This is a genomic window from Enterobacter sp. LU1 (assembly GCF_008271405.2).
Taxonomy (GTDB): domain Bacteria; phylum Pseudomonadota; class Gammaproteobacteria; order Enterobacterales; family Enterobacteriaceae; genus Enterobacter; species Enterobacter hormaechei_C.
Genome location: NZ_CP043438.2, coordinates 3,346,848 through 3,365,048 on the forward strand (window position 1 = coordinate 3,346,848; position 18,201 = coordinate 3,365,048).

28 protein-coding genes and 1 pseudogene are annotated in these 18,201 nt (G+C 49.0%); 3 read left to right on the forward strand and 26 right to left on the reverse strand.

The genetic code is table 11. The features are described from left to right. Positions 1-681: 681 nt before the first annotated feature. The 9 genes and pseudogenes from FZF21_RS15895 to FZF21_RS15935 all read right to left on the reverse strand — a co-directional run bounded on the left by FZF21_RS15895 (position 682) and on the right by FZF21_RS15935 (position 7,328). Complete coding sequence (locus FZF21_RS15895) at positions 682-1,104, reverse strand: hypothetical protein (RefSeq protein ID WP_149121244.1); 423 nt, start codon at positions 1,102-1,104, stop codon at positions 682-684. Between the two features lie 116 nt (positions 1,105-1,220). Further along, entirely contained in the window at positions 1,221-1,769 is a 549-nt protein-coding gene (locus tag FZF21_RS15900; RefSeq protein WP_149121396.1) for a recombinase family protein, read from the reverse strand. 688 nt (positions 1,770-2,457) lie between these two features. Beyond that, positions 2,458-3,072: pseudogene (locus FZF21_RS15905) on the reverse strand (terminase small subunit); the annotation flags it as partial. A 219-nt stretch (positions 3,073-3,291) separates the two neighbouring features. Next, positions 3,292-3,522 (reverse strand): hypothetical protein, encoded by a 231-nt coding sequence (locus tag FZF21_RS15910; protein ID WP_017692897.1) that lies wholly within the window; start codon positions 3,520-3,522, stop codon positions 3,292-3,294. Between the two features lie 1,095 nt (positions 3,523-4,617). Continuing rightward, positions 4,618-4,887 carry a hypothetical protein gene (locus FZF21_RS15915; protein ID WP_032637826.1) on the reverse strand — a complete coding sequence of 90 codons (270 nt, stop codon included), beginning with the start codon at positions 4,885-4,887 and terminating at the stop codon, positions 4,618-4,620. Between the two features lie 7 nt (positions 4,888-4,894). Further along, complete coding sequence (locus tag FZF21_RS15920) at positions 4,895-5,524, reverse strand: glycoside hydrolase family 19 protein (RefSeq protein WP_149121243.1); 630 nt, start codon at positions 5,522-5,524, stop codon at positions 4,895-4,897. Beyond that, a complete protein-coding gene (locus FZF21_RS15925) occupies positions 5,524-5,805 on the reverse strand; it encodes a phage holin family protein (RefSeq protein WP_026094305.1) in 282 nt (93 codons plus the stop codon). The genes FZF21_RS15920 and FZF21_RS15925 overlap by 1 nt, the downstream gene beginning before the upstream one ends. Further along, the gene (locus tag FZF21_RS15930; RefSeq protein ID WP_015570936.1) at positions 5,792-6,178 is read right to left on the reverse strand and encodes a phage holin family protein; all 387 of its coding nucleotides are present in this window, start codon (positions 6,176-6,178) and stop codon (positions 5,792-5,794) included. The genes FZF21_RS15925 and FZF21_RS15930 overlap by 14 nt, the downstream gene beginning before the upstream one ends. Before the next feature lie 178 nt (positions 6,179-6,356). Further along, positions 6,357-7,328 (reverse strand): P63C domain-containing protein, encoded by a 972-nt coding sequence (locus FZF21_RS15935; RefSeq protein ID WP_047736739.1) that lies wholly within the window; start codon positions 7,326-7,328, stop codon positions 6,357-6,359. Between the two features lie 561 nt (positions 7,329-7,889). On the opposite strand from FZF21_RS15935, the gene FZF21_RS15940 reads away from it, so the two are divergent. Then, positions 7,890-8,261, forward strand: coding sequence for a hypothetical protein (locus tag FZF21_RS15940; RefSeq protein WP_006811580.1), 372 nt, complete (start codon positions 7,890-7,892; stop codon positions 8,259-8,261). Positions 8,262-8,404: 143 nt separating this feature from the next. On the opposite strand, the gene FZF21_RS15945 is transcribed toward FZF21_RS15940, so the two are convergent. From FZF21_RS15945 to FZF21_RS15980, 8 genes are all read right to left on the reverse strand, one after another. Next, on the reverse strand, positions 8,405-9,217 hold the full coding sequence (locus tag FZF21_RS15945) for an antitermination protein (RefSeq protein WP_149121242.1): 813 nt from the start codon (positions 9,215-9,217) through the stop codon (positions 8,405-8,407). Continuing rightward, complete coding sequence (locus tag FZF21_RS15950; protein WP_017692888.1) at positions 9,214-9,351, reverse strand: YlcG family protein; 138 nt, start codon at positions 9,349-9,351, stop codon at positions 9,214-9,216. The genes FZF21_RS15945 and FZF21_RS15950 overlap by 4 nt, the downstream gene beginning before the upstream one ends. Beyond that, a complete protein-coding gene (locus FZF21_RS15955; RefSeq protein ID WP_045343112.1) occupies positions 9,348-9,704 on the reverse strand; it encodes a RusA family crossover junction endodeoxyribonuclease in 357 nt (118 codons plus the stop codon). Before FZF21_RS15955 ends, FZF21_RS15950 begins: the two co-directional genes overlap by 4 nt. Further along, positions 9,701-9,982, reverse strand: coding sequence for a DUF1364 family protein (locus tag FZF21_RS15960; protein WP_047736743.1), 282 nt, complete (start codon positions 9,980-9,982; stop codon positions 9,701-9,703). Before FZF21_RS15960 ends, FZF21_RS15955 begins: the two co-directional genes overlap by 4 nt. A 2-nt stretch (positions 9,983-9,984) precedes the next feature. Further along, entirely contained in the window at positions 9,985-10,185 is a 201-nt protein-coding gene (locus FZF21_RS15965; protein WP_017692885.1) for a hypothetical protein, read from the reverse strand. A gap of 5 nt (positions 10,186-10,190) precedes the next feature. After that, on the reverse strand, positions 10,191-10,790 hold the full coding sequence (locus FZF21_RS15970; protein ID WP_126340206.1) for a DUF1367 family protein: 600 nt from the start codon (positions 10,788-10,790) through the stop codon (positions 10,191-10,193). 404 nt (positions 10,791-11,194) lie between these two features. Further along, positions 11,195-11,428, reverse strand: a complete 234-nt coding sequence (locus FZF21_RS15975) for a DinI-like family protein (RefSeq protein ID WP_045341234.1) — start codon at positions 11,426-11,428, stop codon at positions 11,195-11,197. A gap of 156 nt (positions 11,429-11,584) precedes the next feature. Next, on the reverse strand, positions 11,585-12,001 hold the full coding sequence (locus FZF21_RS15980; RefSeq protein ID WP_032659798.1) for a hypothetical protein: 417 nt from the start codon (positions 11,999-12,001) through the stop codon (positions 11,585-11,587). A gap of 448 nt (positions 12,002-12,449) precedes the next feature. On the opposite strand from FZF21_RS15980, the gene FZF21_RS15985 reads away from it, so the two are divergent. After that, positions 12,450-12,830 (forward strand): hypothetical protein, encoded by a 381-nt coding sequence (locus tag FZF21_RS15985; protein ID WP_032659802.1) that lies wholly within the window; start codon positions 12,450-12,452, stop codon positions 12,828-12,830. 132 nt (positions 12,831-12,962) lie between these two features. Here FZF21_RS15985 and FZF21_RS22300 read toward each other — a convergent pair whose 3' ends face one another. From FZF21_RS22300 to FZF21_RS16025, 9 genes are all read right to left on the reverse strand, one after another. Next, positions 12,963-13,088, reverse strand: coding sequence for a hypothetical protein (locus tag FZF21_RS22300; protein WP_280115426.1), 126 nt, complete (start codon positions 13,086-13,088; stop codon positions 12,963-12,965). Positions 13,089-13,407: 319 nt separating this feature from the next. Next, the gene (locus FZF21_RS15990; protein WP_023304246.1) at positions 13,408-13,827 is read right to left on the reverse strand and encodes a hypothetical protein; all 420 of its coding nucleotides are present in this window, start codon (positions 13,825-13,827) and stop codon (positions 13,408-13,410) included. Continuing rightward, the gene (locus FZF21_RS15995) at positions 13,824-14,084 is read right to left on the reverse strand and encodes a DUF977 family protein (protein WP_032654595.1); all 261 of its coding nucleotides are present in this window, start codon (positions 14,082-14,084) and stop codon (positions 13,824-13,826) included. The genes FZF21_RS15990 and FZF21_RS15995 overlap by 4 nt, the downstream gene beginning before the upstream one ends. Before the next feature lie 3 nt (positions 14,085-14,087). Continuing rightward, positions 14,088-14,774 (reverse strand): DUF1627 domain-containing protein, encoded by a 687-nt coding sequence (locus FZF21_RS16000; protein WP_045349313.1) that lies wholly within the window; start codon positions 14,772-14,774, stop codon positions 14,088-14,090. Between the two features lie 11 nt (positions 14,775-14,785). Beyond that, positions 14,786-15,478, reverse strand: coding sequence for a replication protein P (locus tag FZF21_RS16005; protein ID WP_032654601.1), 693 nt, complete (start codon positions 15,476-15,478; stop codon positions 14,786-14,788). After that, on the reverse strand, positions 15,462-16,454 hold the full coding sequence (locus FZF21_RS16010) for a replication protein (protein ID WP_032654604.1): 993 nt from the start codon (positions 16,452-16,454) through the stop codon (positions 15,462-15,464). The genes FZF21_RS16005 and FZF21_RS16010 overlap by 17 nt, the downstream gene beginning before the upstream one ends. Before the next feature lie 173 nt (positions 16,455-16,627). Further along, complete coding sequence (locus FZF21_RS16015) at positions 16,628-16,882, reverse strand: hypothetical protein (RefSeq protein ID WP_032659815.1); 255 nt, start codon at positions 16,880-16,882, stop codon at positions 16,628-16,630. An 8-nt stretch (positions 16,883-16,890) separates the two neighbouring features. Further along, the gene (locus FZF21_RS16020; protein ID WP_006811599.1) at positions 16,891-17,433 is read right to left on the reverse strand and encodes a toxin YdaT domain-containing protein; all 543 of its coding nucleotides are present in this window, start codon (positions 17,431-17,433) and stop codon (positions 16,891-16,893) included. Between the two features lie 2 nt (positions 17,434-17,435). Then, positions 17,436-17,663, reverse strand: a complete 228-nt coding sequence (locus FZF21_RS16025) for a YdaS family helix-turn-helix protein (RefSeq protein WP_022651660.1) — start codon at positions 17,661-17,663, stop codon at positions 17,436-17,438. A gap of 115 nt (positions 17,664-17,778) precedes the next feature. On the opposite strand from FZF21_RS16025, the gene FZF21_RS16030 reads away from it, so the two are divergent. Next, a complete protein-coding gene (locus tag FZF21_RS16030; protein ID WP_032645736.1) occupies positions 17,779-18,189 on the forward strand; it encodes a helix-turn-helix domain-containing protein in 411 nt (136 codons plus the stop codon). The last annotated feature ends 12 nt before the right edge of the window (positions 18,190-18,201 follow it).

The window sequence follows — 18,201 nt, forward strand, 5'->3', positions numbered from 1 at the left end:
ATCGGCAAAGTATTCTGGACCTTTAGAAGAAAAAGTGAAAACCGTCCCCATCTGCTTTCAGGCCCCAAGCGAAACAGAACTGTATGCTTGTGATAATTTCGTTTTAACGCCCTTCAACCCACCATAATAAAGCCATATAATTCAATATGTTGAGCATCGTAAATAAACTATCTCGTTTGACAAACTGGCTACCTCTTATAAACCTCTAATCTCTTCATTTCTCAGCACTCAACAAGCGAGCATAACCCGATGCTCCGATGGTAAGACCTATCCAAGGCGCAAATGCTTAGCTATCTCATCGGATGGCACCTTGTTTTATCTGTCTTTTTTAGTAGGTGTATGTAAGATGGTTTTACATTACAGTCATTCTCTGTCTAATACATGATCAGGAGATTTGTTCAGTGAATGTTTCCGCCCGTTTTGTTATACTCTTAAATCTTGCATGCGCTGCTTTATTATTTACTCTACTCAATGCTAGGTTTGATTTATTCTGATCAGGATCTCATTTTACTTACTCGAAATCCCTCCTAAGATTCATGCATGTACATATCTTACATCCAATCGAGTAGTAAATCGAAAAGCATCAGGGATGAATAATGACTTGATAAAGGACGTGCTCATAGACCATCGCCCTAACCTTCCATACACAGGTGGGTATGTAGTGTATGAACCCCCGTCCATCTAGTTCCTTCCGATCACCCTTAAAGCACTTTTCATGGTGATGTTTTTCCTTGTTACATATTTGGATGCTTGTTTTAAGGCATTATTCATTGCTATTACAGTCACAGGCCTAGCTAATCCTTTAACTCGATTTGATCTACTCTGGAAAACATAAATATCAGAAGGATTGCAATCCTTTCTGTACGCAATTAACTTAGAAAGCAATAAATTTAATCTAATTGTTCGTGGCTCAAATTTTGGAGTTCCAGCCAAGTGCAGCATGTCATCTTCGATATCGGAATATCTCATAGTAATCACCCTGCTGCCTTCAGCACGGAGAGAAAACAATGTTAACCATAAGTCTGCCCATGTTGATGAGATTTTAGACAATTCAAAGTGAATAGCCCTAAACTCTTCAGGTGTAATAGAATCTGTTTTTGCCATGAATACCCCCAATGCTCAACCCAACCGCTTACCAAAATTTCAACAACTTTATTACATTATTTCAATACTTTATTACGAAAATTGGATTAAATGTTCAATATTTTTTTCCTCTACCCCTACCGCGCCGGAAATTTTTTATACAAGGTGCACACCGCAACGTCGTAAATAATCGCCACCTGCTTTCTGTCCATTCCGTTTGCGATCAGCCTGCCAGCCTGCGCCCATTGCTCTGGGGTTAACTTCGGGCGCCTGCCACCTATCCGTCCCTTTTCCCGGGCTGCCGCCAGTCCTGCCCGGGTGCGTTCCACGATTAACTCCCTCTCCATCTCGGCCAGGGCTGACATGATGTGGAATATGAAACGCCCCACTGGGCTGGAAGTGTCGATGCTGTCCGTAAGGCTTTTGAAGTGGATGCCGCGCTGCCGGAGTTCGTCGACCAGCAGTACCAGGTTTCGCATGCTTCGCCCGAGGCGATCCAGCTTCCACACTACCAGCGTATCGCCCTCATTCAGCGTTCGAAGAAGCCTTTTAAGCACTGGCCGGTTCGCTACCGTCCCGCTCATTTTTTCCTCAAAAACCTGTTCACATCCTGCGCGTTCGAGAGCTTGTCGCTGGAGATCCGTGTTTTGGTCATTTGTTGACACCCTTACGTAGCCAATTTGCATGTTTTTCACCCAATATTTTCTGCAAAAAAATCAGGTGAAGTTATCGGCATGGCTGCAACAGGGCAATCTATAAAACGTCGGTTTGGTAGATTCCTCAGGGTATGTACCGATCAGCCTCGGGGGAACTGGAGGAAATAGTCATTCAACAGCAACAGCCAATTTACTTGCCTTTTCGTATGGAGGTACTCCACTTGGTGTTGGTTCTGATGCAAATGACGCCAAGCCAGGAACAATCACGTATGGCTATGTAGGCGCCACAGCCAATATCAAATACACTGGCCATTTATGGACTTACCATGCCGCTTTTGCCAATACCGCTTACATAAGCCAATTAAATATGCCAGCAGCAGCAAATAACATGGCTATGCGAGCGAGAAACGGAAACACAGGAGTTTGGACAGGTTGGTCCGTTTTTTGGCAAGAATCGAATACCACCGTTGATAGTAGCGGCTCAATTAAAAAGGCATCCCCAGTTGTCAAACTCTTTTGGGATGGTAAGTACGAAACGAATGATGAATCTGAAGGATGTACTGTTATACGCATAGCCGTTGGCGAATATCGGATTGAAGGATGCCAGGGACTGAACTCAGATGCTGCCTGGGGCGGCATCGATGGCGGTTTTGACATCCCAACCGATCGCAACAAGCAGCCGCTTATCGGTATTGATCATTTAATCATCCTGTTTAGCCTCTCTGGTGTGATCGTAGCCATAGCCGCCTACATCGACGGGCTCGCGACTTTTCCGTTCAAGCGCTTCGAGGCGTTTCTCTTCGAACTCCACCATATCGCGCCACTGGTACTGGTGACCGAATCCCCAGCAGTAACGACACGCGCCGCGACGATACTGTGAAAGCTGGTTTGCATCGAAGGTGGCGAGCTGCCAAATCTGCGCGAGGACTTCATCGGCACCGCCAAGCGTGCGCGCAATGGAGGCTTTCTGCTGATGCGCAATGGCCTGCGCAACGTTAGGATTCGTTATGAGCTGACGGCCGTAGTTTGGGTCACTATAACCAGCACGTGCAGCGGCAGCGGTGGCGTTGTTGTCCTTCAGATACTCCGCGACAAATAAGCACTGCTGAGCAGTAAGTCCATCATCATCCACCAGTTCATTTGCGCTTTTATCTTTCTGCGCAGTGCGCATTTTTTTCTGCGCAGGTTTTTGCGCAGAAGTTTTTTTGATATATCTTCGGGCGGTAGCGTAGTTCAGTCCCTGCGCTTCACACCATTCCTTTGGTGATACGCCGGTTGCGGCATGTTCGGACAGGAACCGTTGCTGAAGCTCTCCCCAGTCCGGTTTTGCCATTATTCACTCCAATAAAAAAAGCCACCAGCGAGTGCCAGTGGCTTGAATGTGGTAATCAGAAATGGGTTCGAACCGTTGGGACAAACAATATTAAGCGCTCACCCGCTGGATTAAAGTAGCATCACGCTTCGTCTGGCCGATATGAACTCCTGTATCACTCTACTGACGTATAGAACCAAGCATGACCCATCCTACTGCTACGCGCCAGTCTCGCTGCTTTCAACCAATCAGAGCATCATAAGCCTCGATAATTTCTTTCCTGCTCACGTATCTGTCGGCTGCCACCAATATGGCTCCACTTTCGCCTTTCAGAAAAGTTGAAAAAAAAATCACCACATCCAAACACCTCACCTCATTATTAGCATACAGATAAAGAATCTTGCTCCGATAACTTCGAATTTTCAGCAACTTAGCAGGCTCATCATCAGCAAAAATCAATAGCTGTGCCATAAAATCTCCTTCTACACATAATTCCTTACAAGAGAAGATTGTTAGTCCCATGAACACTCAATCACATTGATGAATCTTTTGCCTGTGATTTCCGTTACCTTTAATAGCCCAAAAGTCTTTTTTAACTCATACACCTGAATTCAATTCTGAAAGAAGTGAAAATGGCAGCAAACAAATCACCAGGAGTTTAACTTTATTTAATTAGTTATAGTGCAGAATGCTTAACCCTGTATATAGAGTTCGCTTCTTCGCACTTTTCTTTCAAGTATATGAACCGGATGGATACTTCACTGTTTGAGCAGTTCGTCACAATGCAGTAACCCTCTACCCACGCCTTTTCATCCTTTTCGGCAAACAAACTTTCGAAAATGGCAACCCAAGTGCTGTTAGGCATGCGTTCCAGTTCAAAATACTTCATTGTCCCTCCCTCACGAAGGGTTCTGTACTCATCCAATCCTAAGATTTTCATACTGCATCTCACGGTCTTTTTAATGTTATGATTTCTAGCATCATATCCAGGCTTTTCCTACCCCAAAATCCATGGGACTCTGCATTTTATCATCATTAGCAACCAGCAGATGAGCTTTGTAATAGATGAAGAATGCGCATAAGAAAGCCATAGCTATTCATGTGACATGCCTGTCCTCAGTATTGGATTTAGGTTACCTCCTGGATAAAAACTTACCCATCAACATTAAAAATACAACGATTCCAACAGGCACTCCAACAATAGGTGTAGCGAACGCGCTTACTCCCACGGCGGCAACCATACCTCCCAAAGTACTAAACATGATGGGTATGATTAACATAATGATAGCCTGGGGTATTCCTGCCTTCCAGAGGAGTAACACCATAATGACAACAAAGAACACCATGAGAAAAGGCATTGTTTGCCCCCTTAATTAAACACACTCTCTATATAACGACCATTTGGAAAATTTATTTAGTTATCTTTCAATTAAGGCCTACTTGCAGTTCGCCTGCCACGCTTTGTTATGCGCCAGGATGTCGCGCTTCGTCTGCCTGTCCAGTACATCCCAGTCGTGTGCTGTGCAGTAGATGGGTTTAACCCAGTCGCAAGACGTATCGGCTACCTCAACCCTTACGGGTCCAGTTGTCCCGCAGCTCGCGATCAACATCGTCGTCAGACATATGGTTAACAGTCTGCTGTACATTGCTGGCCTCTTTCGTTGCTTCTACCCGGCGTTCGGCTGCTGCGACCGTTGCCGCTGCGTTATCTTCGGTGCGCTGCTGGTCGGCTTTCACTTCAGCTTTGCTGGTGCCGCGAATATGGCCCAGGCCAAAAGCGCCGGCGATAGCGGAAATAACCAATGCGACCAGCCCAATTATCGTTTCGATCCCCACATTCACCTCACACCAGAACGGATTTCGCCAGGTTAAATAGTGCGCGGCGTTTATCCAACCCGTTTCTGCCCCCATTGATAAGAAGCGTCACGCGTTCCACGTCGCCGGAATGAAGAAGGCAACCGCGGGAGGCATAGAACCATGCAGCAGAGCGCGCGGCGTATTCATCCTGTTCAAGCAGCTCCGGATGGGTAACAAGGTCCAGTTTCAACACGTGACCACAACTGCGATAGTTACTCAGGCCGGTAACCTGTTTCAGCCCGCGACCGCGGTATTTCCATCCATCACCGGCAGCCTGATTGCCCAGGTGTTCTTTTCCCCACTCACCGCCGTAAACCAGATTAGCGATCGCTTTCTGATTAGCCGAGTGCTCTGCCGTTCTGCCTAGTGCGGCGGCCTGCTGTGGAGTGATGCGGCGGCTGCCGAACGTCGGCACTAAGTTTTCTGCCGCATAATTAAGATTTTCCACCACACGGGTAAATCTGGAGCTTTCATGCCCCATCTGGGCAATAAACATGGCCTGGTCAAGCGGTGCGGTGATGCCGTATTCCTTCATGGCGGCGTCGATATGCGGAAGCCAGCGCGCAGCTAATCCGGCGCTGATACCAGCCGCCTTCTGAAATAGTGATTGGTTCATTAGTGCCTCAGATGATCAACCAGACGTGCAACGTTGCCTTTGACGGCCACCAGCACGGAAAGGAATATGATATTGGCCGCAATGGTGGCCCATGATGAATGCGGGTAGATCCCACACAGGTACGCCAGCGGTACAGCGCTGTAAGTGACGGTAATCAGCCAGGCTAAACGCGAAATCCATGGCCGATGCCGCGAATCACCACGGCGATAAAACATCAGAGTAATCACAACTCCGGCGCAGAGCAGCGCGTTGATAGTTGCTGTTGGGTCATTTAGTGCCACCTGAACCTCCCCGGCGCGTTATCAGCGCCACCAGCGAGCCGATGTCCTGCTTGTTCAGGAACGTAAGGATTTGAACGGCTAACGCAGAAGCTATTACGGCACCGATAGCATCCAGAGGCTTCTCGGTGTACCCCGTCCAGGATGTGAGTTTTGAACCCAACAGCCCCGAACAAAGAATGCCGACGATATACGACACGAAGAAGTATGCCAGGCGACGTAACACACTCAGGTCAGCCGCTGTCGCTATGTAGAATACTGCGCCTGCAAATGCTCCAAAAACAACACCGTAATCAGTTCCGGTCAATAGACCGTAAACACTGGCTCCAGTCAAAGCTAAACCGGCCAGCCCTGTGCCGGAAAATGGATCGGACATAGGTCTCCCCTCATATAGCTGTGTATCCTCTCAGTAATGAGGGGAATAAAAAAAGCCCGCACGGGAGCGGGCAACGAATGCAGATATTTATTTTTTTCAATTTCAGAACGAAGATTATCGGCAGTATTGGGAAAGACTTTAGACAATAAAAACCCGGCGCGGTGGCCGGGCAGAAAGTTTATAATTCTGGCTTCATACGGCCAAAAACTTTTTCAATGCCGGCCTCATACTCCTCTTTGTTGTCGCTCATTGCTGCAACGCCAAGAAGTTTGCCGATGTGTTGTCGTAAGGCCTTGACGCCAATTTCAGAAAGGAAGAGGTGTAACTTATCTGATTGCTTTCCATTCTCATCCCTACTGGCGCGAATTTGCTCTAATATCTTCCCCTTACTCTTAGCCAGTGGGACGTAAATTTGCATATTAGTCAACTGTCCAAAGCGGATCGGCCTGCCTTTTTCCGGACGATTAAGTCCATATAACCGATACCATTCCTCATACAACTCGTCGGGAAACTCTTTCTCATATTGGCGGGCTTCCTCTCGTACAAATGCCTTAAAAGCATCGATTACCTCTTGAACTTCAGGTCGATAACCGGCCAATGCATAGGCTACGCCTTTTATACCTGATTTAGCGGAAGCATTTATTAGTTTTTGAGCTGTATCGGCAGCAGGGATTCTAGACGGTGGCAGAGCATCGGCACTTTTTGCATCTATCAGCGCCTTTCCGATATCAACGATCACATCAATATCAAACCCATGAGCGTTATTGATGTTTTTGGACTGCCCACTATATTGAAAATTAATAGGATTTTCAATTTTCGCTATTAAACTTGGACCACCAAACTCCTTCATGTAACCAGCGCTTAGTAGTTTATCGACATCCCTTGCGAAGTTGCCGATACCTAAAAGTCGAGCAAGTCCAGCCTTAGTAACTACTGCGGTTTTCGATTCATCACTTAAGACATAACACTCAGCATCTATTCCAAATTCATCTTTGAAATTACCCATATGGGTGGCTTTGTGAATTTTATCCCTCCACCTTGCAGCAGCAGCCTTTTTGGCAATGTCAGAACGCTGCTCTTTAGTAAGAGACTTCGCCCTGGCAACCCCGCCCTTAGCTTTACCCTTTGGATCTTTCTTATCGCCTGACATATGCAAGCACCTTTCTGTAAAACATGCTTGCATAATAAACAGCAACCAAAACACATAGCAAGCATTTTTCACTATTTTATGCTTGCATAGTCAAGAGCATATAAAAGGCCGACGGATGGTAGCCTTCAGTAAACGAATGTTGTAGTGCTTAATGGTCCACCATCGAGGATTCGAACCTTGAACCACAGAGGTAGAAGCTCCGTGCACTGACCAGTGGAAAAAAAAGACCAGCATTGGGTTGCTGGTCATGGGTCATGCAGTTGTCTCTGCGAAGCGGGTGTCTCCCCACCCAGTATTTTCAGTATCGAGAGCATTATCGAATGCCACTTTAACTATAGCATCGCGGTAAAAAATCGCTTTGCCATATTCCTATGGCTCACACTCGGAAGGTTCTGTGACCCATCGTGTAACTCATGACGCGGATGTGGCAAAGGCACGCCGGATCACGACCAGAAATTTTAATTAAATAGCTTGCGAATGGTGCCGATAACCTGATCACCAAATGATGATGTGTCATCTTTAAGCGTACCAGTCAAAAATGGATAACGAGGAAAACCATTAATGCATAAAAAATTGAAGTTAGCAGGAGCATTTTTATTAGCTATTTCTTCTCTTCCTGCATACACAGCTGACAAAATTGACGGCTGGATCTTTCTGACAAATACAAACAATTTCAACTTCTATGGTAAGGAACGTTCATTGACTGAAAACAAAGGTATTCGGTCAATAATCATACAAGAAGTTCCAATTTCCAAGAACTCCAGTGCGAAAATTCTCTACTCTCATTTCACCATTCCTTCTAAAGCATGCAAAAATGAGTTTGGTGAAATAACAATGTATGAAATGAGCGGAAAAGTTGCTGGAAAATATGATTATGTTAAAGGTGGCTCAAGTGCAGCCGCTTACATAGCTGATCTTGTCTGTGGAAATTAATGAATTAGCTACAAAAACCCGCACTAAAGCGGGTTTAATTTCATTTGGTCGCAATAATCAACTGTGGAAATCATACAGGACATTTTTATGCAAAGTCAACCCTAACATGCAAAAATGCCTCGTCATTTGCTTCGATCATATTATTAAGTTGTTGCCTTCTCGAATTCGACAGCCGCTTGACATTCCCACTTGCGCAGCGTGTCCACAAGCATTTCAAAGAGTGGTTTCCAGTTACGCGACCATGATGACTGATGAAGGTCAGGGAGTCGCTTCAGAATGACGCGATATACCGTCGCCGAGGAGATAGCAGAGAAGCCAATACCAGAGCAACGTTCACACGTTTTGAAAACTGGTACGCCACGTTCCTTCGTTGCTTTACGGTCCACCACTTCACCTATGCCGCCGCAACGACAACGGGCGCTTATCGTTCCCTTGCCTTCGCAAACATCACAGACCGCCGGTACAACCTCTGTTACCTCTGTCCACAGCTCCCAGTCAGACGGACGAACGGCACCGGAGCGGCTGGCCCAGTATGGCGCTTTACCCCAAGGGTACGAAACCTTGCGGGTGACCTGCTCTTTAGTGGTCCGGCCGGTACCACAACAGCTGTGACACATCACGCTGGTAGCCGCCGAACAGGAATACTCCGCGAAAGCAAACTGCGCCAGCGTCAACATGCAGGCTCCGAGCTTATCGCCAGCGGCTTTGCGGACATTTTTAGGGGCGTTTTTAATGGCAAACTGCGCCAGCGCCTGAACTGCGAGTTGTTCATCTGTTTTGCTAATGCCGGCTTTGCCGAAGAAAGCAGCCAGGCCGAAGCGCGCACGGCTGCTGGTGGTGCCAATGGCCGCCATAACATCAGTGCCGGTGAGACGATCCGGAGAGGTTCCCTTTACATCTTCGCTGATATGCATTCCCTGAGGACTAAAATGTTTAAGTGCTGCTTCCAGTTTCATGTGCCCCTCTGCTTTGATTCAATTCTGATGTAATTACGGAAGATGCGGTAATCCACCAGCACCGATCCCCGGTAGCGGTAAATCCGAAGGCGCTGCCAGCGCGCGCGGAGTATTTCAAGCGTTTCTGGCTTCATCTGGCCTCCTCGATGATGATTTGCCCGGTTTCTCCCCAGATTTTGGTAACCCGTCCGTCCCAGACATGGCTATCTTCGTCAAACACTGCATCCAGCAGAGCTTTTTCCAGATTGTCTTTGTCAGGCTTTTGTTGATGAGGACGGCCGACATATTGCGCCCGCTTTGTCCTACTCCAGCTCTTTGGCATGGGGATAACGAACGTGACGTGATATCCGGACTCTGGCAGGTGGATGCCCAGCAACCGGACCTGTTCTTTGTACGCCCAGTACACTGCTGTTGCTGGCCGTTTATGCCATCGGTCGCGCTGAGTCATTCGGGGTTTGCCAATCGGCGTAATTTCGTAAATTTTCATGCGGGCACCACCAGCCCGCGGCGGGCAACTTCAATCACTGTCAGAACAATCGCGCGGTCCATAAGTTGCCGACGCTCGTCCCGGTTCAGCTTATTCCCGTTATCAATGCTGTCATGACAGCAAACGCAGAGCGCAGCTGTCGCACAGTCATCGGTTTTTAATCCCATGCCTTTCCCTTCGTTTCGGTGTGCCACTTGCGTCCCCCATGCTCCACAAAGAACACAACGCTCGTTCTGCCCGACGGCGGCGAGCCATTTTTTGCTGCGATAAATAGCCATGCTCACCCCCATATCCGGTTTTGCCACCGGCGATTTATACGCGGTGGTTTATTGCCTTCAGGCAGCCGGGCGCTGACGGTCCAGGTGAGATAATCTGAGTTCAGGTTGCGCTCTACCTTCACGCCGCGGCGCTGGTATTCCGCAATGAGTTCTTCGGACTGCTGGGTTGTGCAATCGGTATGATGGAACCAGGTCTTCTTCATTCCCGTCACCCCGCAAAGCTCATGAGTTGCGCAGCGGCATTCTCCGCCTCGCGCTGGTCCCTGAATGCTTTGGATAATATCCAGCGCCAGAGGACATCAAGCGCGGCCTTGTACAGCTGCTGGAACTCAATTTCGTCCATGTTGGCGAATGAAATACTGCGTGGGTGCTTCTGAAGTGTGCCATCCGGAAGTTTGATAGCGTCGTAATGCCCGGCCTGAATAGTCACCCAGGCGCGGTATGCATCGAAGGATTTACAGAGGCTGATCCCGTTTGTTACGCGGCGGCTCGCAACCTGCTCAAGATAGTGCTCAGCGGCATCGAGCAGTGCGCTTTCGTTTCCGCCATAGGAGGCCAGGAATTTAGCGTAGCCGGTAACCAGCTTGCGCTCGTTGGAGGAGATTGCGCCGCCGGTAGGCTCCCAGTATTCGAAGCCCAGATTCAGCAGAGCGAAGAAGCGGCGATGAAACGCAGGATTGCGTACCTGTTTGAAGTCGGCCACCAGCACGGCGCCGAGCTTGATTTTTGATTGCAGCAAATCGCTGGTCTCCGGCGTAGCCGGGATCAGGATCCCTGAGGACTGCTTAATGAGTTGTAACTGCGCCATGGTGTTCACTCCGTGGCGCATCGCGGTCAGGTTGCTGGTTGTTCAGGCCAGCTCAAGAATTATGATTGCGTACGTAGTCACAAGTCAATTTTTAGAAGCCATTTCCCTTACAACTTCCATAATGGTTTCTTTAGACCAGTAACGATCATCCCTGCTTAGTTTTCTGTGAGTTATGGAGCTATCTTTGGTGGAAATTATATAGCGCTCTTCAGCCCCCAATTTGAATGACAGCAACTCCCTTCCTTTCCCATCGGTTATGGTAACTCGCAGATCTGACTGAACTACACCCTCCACGGAATCCCCCTGAGCGACATACAGACGCGATTAGAAATTGTCGGCAGCAGCATCAAAGGGATTCGCAAATTGCGGTATTCTGAAAATGCGCGCTACCCCTGAGAACACCCTTAATAGAACCAGTCGTCTGCACTTTCCCAGGTTTCCTGAAGGATCCCTTCAACCGTCTTCTTCGCTTCCTTTGCCCCACCACAAACGCTTAACCCATCCGAACCAGCACGACGGACAACCAGACTGCAATCTTCGAACTGATTCTGGAGTCTTTTTAGGAGTTCTTTTTCCAGAGCTGGCATTGCTCCATCAGGAAGTTTCTTTGTGCGATCAATGGTTAACTCAACTTTCATGGTGGCCTCCTTTGCATATACTGTGTTTTTATACAGTAACCCGCAAACTCAGAATGATCAACCTGTTAAGAGCACAAAATGTTAAAAACATAAACTTTTAGACATAAAAAAACCTGCCGAATAAGGCAGGTTATTTGTTGCTTTTACATACGTTGCTTAATAGCACTGGAATATGGTGTTGAACTTTGACTCTGTATTATAGGTTCCGTAAAACCCAGCCATCTTTCCTATTCCCTTGCTATACATCATGCTCCCTGAATAGCCAATAATCATATTTTCTTTCGCAATATTCAGTATAGGACTATGGAAAACCTCACCGTTTCCAAAATTTTCAAACATAATATCGAAACGATTACCGTAATCAATAATCACAGTCCCTGATGGAGACTGGCTATCAAGTTTTGCTTCTTTATAATTCGTGATGCTGCATTTTTTTGTGGCAGCACCAGCCTGATTATTGGCCGGATTGTTGAGATTGGTAGCAACTGGAGATTCTACATATCTTGTTTGTTCTTTAATCACGCAACCTGATAACACTGGAAGCACCATGCCCAGAAGAAGGAATTTTTTCACGATTAGTCCTTTGATATATTTCTGACAAAATTATTCCTCAGCAGAGTGTCGAGAAAAAGCTGAAGCCTAATAATTAGGATTTTCCTCAGATAGGATGGCAATATTAACCACAATACGATATCGCTTGTCATCAGGCCGCCAACTCTCTTGGCACACAAAGATCAGGAAGATTCGCCCTCACCAGCGCCTCAGCGAATGGCGGAGGCACAGCATTGCCGCAACGGATTAATGAGAAAGAAAAAAACCGCCGAATCGGGTTTGCTTTGCGTCACTAATGAACTTCTCTTACAGCGAATCACGAGCGAAGCATTCTCGCGCACGTTGCGTTGCTAAGGCTACGGGGTTGAATGGCTTTCCGTGCCCATTTAAGTTGGTAAGCGGTGTTTTGTTGAACGGTTTTTGAGACGAAGATAGAATCAAACAAAACATTAAAAATGGAATATTAATTATGGATAAGAAAACCGCATCGCTGGGCTTTTCTGCTCTGTTTGTTGCGAGTGTCGCTTTTGCTGAAACTACAAGTAACTGGGTTGAGGTTACCACAGCTGATGATGGCGTTTTTTCAGCAAAAGCAGGGACATACAGGAATGTTAAAGGTGATTCATCTGCCTTGTTCATGTATCAAACAAAAAATAAAAAAGTAGAGTATTACAAAGTTAGTATTAAAGATGCCGACTGCGATAGTGGATATGGAGAGTTAAAACTCTTCTATATGGATGGGAAGTTAGCTTTCAAAGGTGATTATGTTGCCGAAGGGAACAGCGTCGGCGCTGGTATTGGTGATTTTATGTGTGCCGTTAGAGGTGCTGCTAACTCACAAAAACGTTAAAGGAGGGGGCTATTGTTAAAACAATAGCTCATAATCCATATCAGAAAAATACTGATTCCGCCATTTCTGGATAAAACCCTTTACGCTCCGGCCATAGAGAATTACTTCTGTGCTCTGCTGGGGATTTAGCCATCATTCAACCTGCTGTTGCGGCGGCAACTCATCACGATTACTTACAGGTTGGCTACCCAGAAGATTGGCGGCGCGGCAGGCATTCCAGCCGCAACGAAAAGTGACATCAAAGTTGTCCTCTTCCATGAACCTACACTTGTACTCTTCGCGTGTCAGCTCACCAGGAACAGATACCTGCGCTGGCGGGGCGGAGTAAATACTCGTCCTCAATGCCCTCAACGGGTTTTGAGAAGCCGATAAAATTACCGTTATGCCAAGGTTAAGGGCCGTATGGCTCAACGGTCACACGACGCCAGCAAAGAATGGCAGTCCCCGCTTCGAGCGATTCCAGCGCTAACTTCATCACAGCAAGCGCCCGCATCTTAGTTTACGATGCCAGGCGTTGCATCGCGCTCTTCTTCAAGCTCCGAAATGGTCTTCAGGAGCTATTCTTTTAGGGTATTGCTCATGATGCTGCTCCTTTGCGAAGTTGGGCGGCGAACTCGCGGGCATCATCACCGCTGATATCTGCATGCATCTCTTTGGCGAACATCTCCACTGCTTGCGCCCGAACTTCAGCTAGGAAAGTGTCGGTGGCCGGGGTTTCTCTACGTTGCATTACGACATTTATCGCCTGCTGTAAGCCCACATCAGGCCTCATGGAGCCGTGCGTGTTGAATGCGTCCAAAGCCAACAGCATTGTTTCGCTGTCAGTTGCCGGGACTTTTTTCAGCCCCGCATTCTCCGCAGCCAGCGCAGCGAGCTTGGCTTCTGACTCGGCAAGTTTCTTACGCAAACCAAGTTCACAGCTATGCGCACCGCTGCGCCCCCTCTCAAAAGAAAATCCGCAGTCACAATAAAAAACGTTGTCTTTCTCGGTAATCATGCCGCCGCCTTGTTGTGTGAAAAACGTTTCAGGTCAAAGTCGATTGTTGCCCGCAGGTCACGGAAGATACCGCAGCGCCCGTGGCGAACCAGGCCACCCCGCTCCACCGCTACGCGGAGATATTTCTCCGCCGTGGTCCGGTGCAGGCCGAAAATCGCAACGACATCATTCGTGGTGATGCGTCCCTGCTCCTTCACCAGTTCGATAATCCGGTTAATGATCAGGGTGCGTTCTTTGTCGGTTTTCTTTCTGGCCATCGGTTATTCCCTCCCTGTCAGCTGCTGCACGAGATTTCTGTGGCGACCAATAACACGAACCGCGTCACGCAGTTTGGTCAGTTGCTCCAGCTTGTTTCTGGTGCGGCGGATTTCGCGCGAAATGTCCCGCACCGCTGGTACCGCTTCGACTGCGGCGCGCCCTTCGGTGAACGAGGGGATTTCACTCACGATCTGTTCGACTGGTTTTGCTTCTTCCGGCGCGGCAGGTGCCTCCGGTACCGGTTCTTGCTTAACGGGTTCTGTAACAACAGCAAGGGACCAGGTAACGCCTTTGCCCTTCCCGTTCTTCACCACAACGCCCTGGCGCTCCAGCGCGCGAAGAACAGAGACCATTCCGCGGGCATTGCGATTGACGGCCGCAGCCAGCGAAACTGTCGTCATTGCCCCCTGCTCACGCAACTGCTGTCGGACGACATCAGGATCAACGGGTTCCGGCTCCTCACCTTTCAGACGCGGGGCCGGATTCACAGGAGCCTTTGGCGTTGACTGCTGAGGCTGTCCTGTCACGGTACCGAGGAACCAGCCGCCATCGCCAAAATCGCACAACCCCTGATCACGCTGCTCACGTAACATGGTAAGCGCATCGACCGGGTCGATATCAAGACGGGCAGCAACTTCGCGGTATGTCGCCCGGCCCATTTTTTCCAGTGCCTGAATTACGGTTTCCATGTGATTTCCTCTCAAATCAGTCCAGCGTCTTTCCGCTGTTTGTATTTCGCCATTAGCATCTGCGCCGGAGTCGGGCCTCGATCCTGAGCTGGTGCGGTTAGTGCCCGGCGTACTGGTGGAACAGGCTTTCCATCAAGAACACGCATTTCCCAGTCGTGGAGTAGATCACCAGCAACGCGAACAAGTTCTTTCTCGCTGAGCTGGCCGTCAGTACCGCGCCTGCGCAGTTCAAGGCAAATGTGATAGAGCACGGGCTGGCTCCACGGATATTGCTCACTGGTCGGGTAGCGAAATACCAGCTTTCGCCAGCGCCAGTATTCGGACATGACATCGTCAACGGTGATACCCAGGGCGCCATGACCTTCCCGGCACCATGCGATGAACTGACCTGGCGACGGCAGGAACGGGCGTTCCTGGCGACGTGCAATGCGCAGCCCGGCGTTCACTTGTTCCATGGTGGTGATCCCGTTTTCACGAAATGCCTGAGCCCACTGGCGGCGCAGTTCGTCGAACTCAGACTGGTCACTGAAGCTATGCACGCTGGCCGGGAATGTTGCACGCAAGGCGCTAAACAGCGCGTTGAAGATTTCAGCGGTCTGCTCTGCGGGCGTGTCCTGCGCATCCGGCAATTCGGGCATGCCGCGTGCTATGCGCGCAAAATTGTCACGGTCTATGCTGACCATCTGCTCAGAAAGACTTTTCATCGAACACCCCGTTGATCCAGTCTGTGTTGTTGAAATCCACCTTGCCCTTCGCAGTGGTCTTCGCTGGCTGTCCACCGCTGCGCAGGCGCTTGGTAGTTAGGTCGTCCCACTTCCTGCGCAGGCTTGACGGGCTCAGGATGTTGTCTTTCCAGAAATCATCCTTATTGGCCCACTTGAACAGATCGCATATCTCGAAGTGCGTATGTTTGTCCTGGACGCGCATCAGGCGGATTGTGTTAGCCCATTCGACCCATTTCGGTTCGCTCAGGCTGGCATTGACGGTCAGGCGCAGAGAATGAATCCAGCGAGCGGCTTTGAGATCGTCAGCAGTTCCCCATGATTTACCTGCCGGGGTGTAAATTCCGTCAGCAGCTTCAGGGTGACGAGAGAGGAATTTTTGAGTCGCCTCGTTTCGGGATTCTTCAGAATTCCGAGACGAAGAGATCTTATTATTTATATTGTTGTTATTATATTGTTGTTCATGATGCGCGGGGAATTGCGCGGTCTTATGCGCGGGTAAATGCGCGGCATGTCCCTCGCAAGCCGCGCCACTACTGGCTTCGTCATGCGCGGTGAAATGCTCGCCGTTATGCGCGGGGAATTGCGCGGGTAAATCGTCTATTTTTTGAGCATATTGCTCATAATTTGTGATGGTTATCACAGTGCCTTTTCGCTTCTCTCCAGAACGAGAAATCATTCCTTCGCGCTCGAAAACATCAAGCATCCTGTCCACGGCGTGGCGACTACTCGGCTTCCCTTCCCGGTCGCATAATTTCAGCCCCAAATCGGCCGTTGTGGTTACCAGTTGTCCGGTTTGTAAGGGCCATTGACGGCCTTTAAAGTTCGCCGTGTAGGGCTGACGTGCAGCACCCAAAAGAAGGTTCTCCCACAACGTGCGCAGGAACACATCTTTCGCCCAGGGCTTCTTCAGTACGCTCCGGTACAACGGGATGAATCCGGTCTTCTGGTTCTCCATCCGGTTGCTCCTGATGGCACTACGTGCCGCAAAATCGGCATAAGCGACATTTGACATGCTATGCCCCTTTAGCCTGGTGTTTAGTACATGCGTTTGTCATAATGACCTCGCAATTACGTCCCGTTTTTGCACCCGAAAGCCGTTGGTGACCCCTCACCGCGGCTTTCACCCTTTTAGAACAGCCCCTGCTGCTTACCGCGCTTGATGCGCTTCGACTCAAACCGATCTGCCGGCACTGTCTGTTTTTCTGCCCATAACTTCGCGTGACGCAAAACATCATCGAAAATTCTCCCCTTACGACTTGCCTGAGACATTCGCTTGTACATATCGACGGCCTGAAATGCCCCCCCCTGCGCCACAGCTGCGGTGAAGCCCTGCCGGATAAGTTCTTCGCGAACGTGCTTTTCAATAAATTCGACATGATTCACTGCACACCTCACATGACGCCCGGTCCCATGACTGCGAGACCACTCAGAACCTGAACAACAGCCTCCCCAGGCAGAAGCGCCAGCAGGTGTTCAATGCCCTCCCTCACCTCTTTCACCAGCTGGTGCTGCGGCGCCCTCAGAATCACCGCGCGTTTCGCTTCGCCGATCTCCTTCTCCATCGCTGCATAGCGCGTCATAAAGCAGTCCTGAGGTACCAGGCGGCCACGGAACTCAAGCGGTAGAACGGCGATGATCGCGGGCGACAGCTGGCTGATGTTTTTGCGCGCATACTCCGTATCACCATCGAGCCAGCGGAAGAGTTTCTGACGCTTACGGCTCAGGTCTTCGGGAAATTCCAGCCCGGCGCCGCCCTGACGTTCCCACTCCTCAACGATGATCCCGGCAACGACATCCTGGTTATCCAGTGACGCAGCCCAGGCACGAACGGCGTCTCGGATCTGTTCGTGCTTATCTGCCGCGCCTGGCTGATTGCGATTTATCATCGCAACCGGAGTTAATCCGGTATTTTGTTGATATGAAATGGCATGCATGGTCAAGACTCCTGTTTTGGCAGCCCGTCTGTGGGATTTGGATAAATGTCACTACGTACTTCATGCGGAGTGATTTTCCATCCCAACAACTTGCAAATCGGTAGCACTCGATGCGCGGGAACCTCATGGTTCAGCCACAGACTTACAGCTTGAGAAGTTGTGCCAAGATTCTTGGCGATCTCTGTTTGAGTCATGACATCGCATACTCGCTGTTTAATTGATTTGGTCATATCCAGCCCTCAGTGAATGAAAAATGAGATTACAGCATGAAAATATTATTTTCAATCATGTATGAAAAAAATCTTTGCAATGCACTATGAAAGGCTACCTTGTAGAATGAATGCCATGAAAAAAGCACCTCATGAAGCGTTCGCCTACCGACTTCAGCTCATCAAAGATGAATTCGGCTGGAACATGTCTGATATAGCCAGGAGAGCCATGGTTACTCCCCAGGCAGTTCAGCAATGGGCTAAAGGTGAGTCAGCGCCTCGAGGTGTAAGGTTGAAACGCCTTGCAGCTGCCACAGGTAAACCAGAGCACTGGTTTTTTATGCCGCCTGATGCAGGTGATGATGACCTGAGCATGCATAAACCTCCACGGCAACTGGATGAAAAAGAAATCGCTTTGCTCTCATTATTCAACCAGATGCCTGAAGCTGAAAAGCTTCGCCTCATCGTTCACGCAAAAGCTACTCTTAAAGAGTTAGATCTCCTCAAGGATGACGTTACCAACATCATCCAAAGCATTCAGAAGTAAAAATCACATCTT

Bases quoted from the DNA above. Each gene is read 5' to 3' on its own strand.
- FZF21_RS15895 (WP_149121244.1), bottom strand. From the start codon at position 1,104: ATGGCAAAAACAGATTCTATTACACCTGAAGAGTTTAGGGCTATTCAC.
- FZF21_RS15900 (WP_149121396.1), bottom strand. From the start codon at position 1,769: ATGCAAATTGGCTACGTAAGGGTGTCAACAAATGACCAAAACACGGAT.
- FZF21_RS15910 (WP_017692897.1), bottom strand. From the start codon at position 3,522: ATGGCACAGCTATTGATTTTTGCTGATGATGAGCCTGCTAAGTTGCTG.
- FZF21_RS15920 (WP_149121243.1), bottom strand. From the start codon at position 5,524: ATGAACCAATCACTATTTCAGAAGGCGGCTGGTATCAGCGCCGGATTA.
- FZF21_RS15930 (WP_015570936.1), bottom strand. From the start codon at position 6,178: ATGTCCGATCCATTTTCCGGCACAGGGCTGGCCGGTTTAGCTTTGACT.
- FZF21_RS15935 (WP_047736739.1), bottom strand. From the start codon at position 7,328: ATGTCAGGCGATAAGAAAGATCCAAAGGGTAAAGCTAAGGGCGGGGTT.
- FZF21_RS15940 (WP_006811580.1), top strand. From the start codon at position 7,890: ATGCATAAAAAATTGAAGTTAGCAGGAGCATTTTTATTAGCTATTTCT.
- FZF21_RS15945 (WP_149121242.1), bottom strand. From the start codon at position 9,217: ATGAAACTGGAAGCAGCACTTAAACATTTTAGTCCTCAGGGAATGCAT.
- FZF21_RS15950 (WP_017692888.1), bottom strand. From the start codon at position 9,351: ATGAAGCCAGAAACGCTTGAAATACTCCGCGCGCGCTGGCAGCGCCTT.
- FZF21_RS15955 (WP_045343112.1), bottom strand. From the start codon at position 9,704: ATGAAAATTTACGAAATTACGCCGATTGGCAAACCCCGAATGACTCAG.
- FZF21_RS15960 (WP_047736743.1), bottom strand. From the start codon at position 9,982: ATGGCTATTTATCGCAGCAAAAAATGGCTCGCCGCCGTCGGGCAGAAC.
- FZF21_RS15965 (WP_017692885.1), bottom strand. From the start codon at position 10,185: ATGAAGAAGACCTGGTTCCATCATACCGATTGCACAACCCAGCAGTCC.
- FZF21_RS15970 (WP_126340206.1), bottom strand. From the start codon at position 10,790: ATGGCGCAGTTACAACTCATTAAGCAGTCCTCAGGGATCCTGATCCCG.
- FZF21_RS15975 (WP_045341234.1), bottom strand. From the start codon at position 11,428: ATGAAAGTTGAGTTAACCATTGATCGCACAAAGAAACTTCCTGATGGA.
- FZF21_RS15985 (WP_032659802.1), top strand. From the start codon at position 12,450: ATGGATAAGAAAACCGCATCGCTGGGCTTTTCTGCTCTGTTTGTTGCG.
- FZF21_RS22300 (WP_280115426.1), bottom strand. From the start codon at position 13,088: ATGGAAGAGGACAACTTTGATGTCACTTTTCGTTGCGGCTGGAATGCC.
- FZF21_RS15990 (WP_023304246.1), bottom strand. From the start codon at position 13,827: ATGATTACCGAGAAAGACAACGTTTTTTATTGTGACTGCGGATTTTCT.
- FZF21_RS15995 (WP_032654595.1), bottom strand. From the start codon at position 14,084: ATGGCCAGAAAGAAAACCGACAAAGAACGCACCCTGATCATTAACCGG.
- FZF21_RS16000 (WP_045349313.1), bottom strand. From the start codon at position 14,774: ATGGAAACCGTAATTCAGGCACTGGAAAAAATGGGCCGGGCGACATAC.
- FZF21_RS16005 (WP_032654601.1), bottom strand. From the start codon at position 15,478: ATGAAAAGTCTTTCTGAGCAGATGGTCAGCATAGACCGTGACAATTTT.
- FZF21_RS16010 (WP_032654604.1), bottom strand. From the start codon at position 16,454: ATGGAGAACCAGAAGACCGGATTCATCCCGTTGTACCGGAGCGTACTG.
- FZF21_RS16020 (WP_006811599.1), bottom strand. From the start codon at position 17,433: ATGCATGCCATTTCATATCAACAAAATACCGGATTAACTCCGGTTGCG.
- FZF21_RS16025 (WP_022651660.1), bottom strand. From the start codon at position 17,663: ATGACCAAATCAATTAAACAGCGAGTATGCGATGTCATGACTCAAACA.
- FZF21_RS16030 (WP_032645736.1), top strand. From the start codon at position 17,779: ATGAAAAAAGCACCTCATGAAGCGTTCGCCTACCGACTTCAGCTCATC.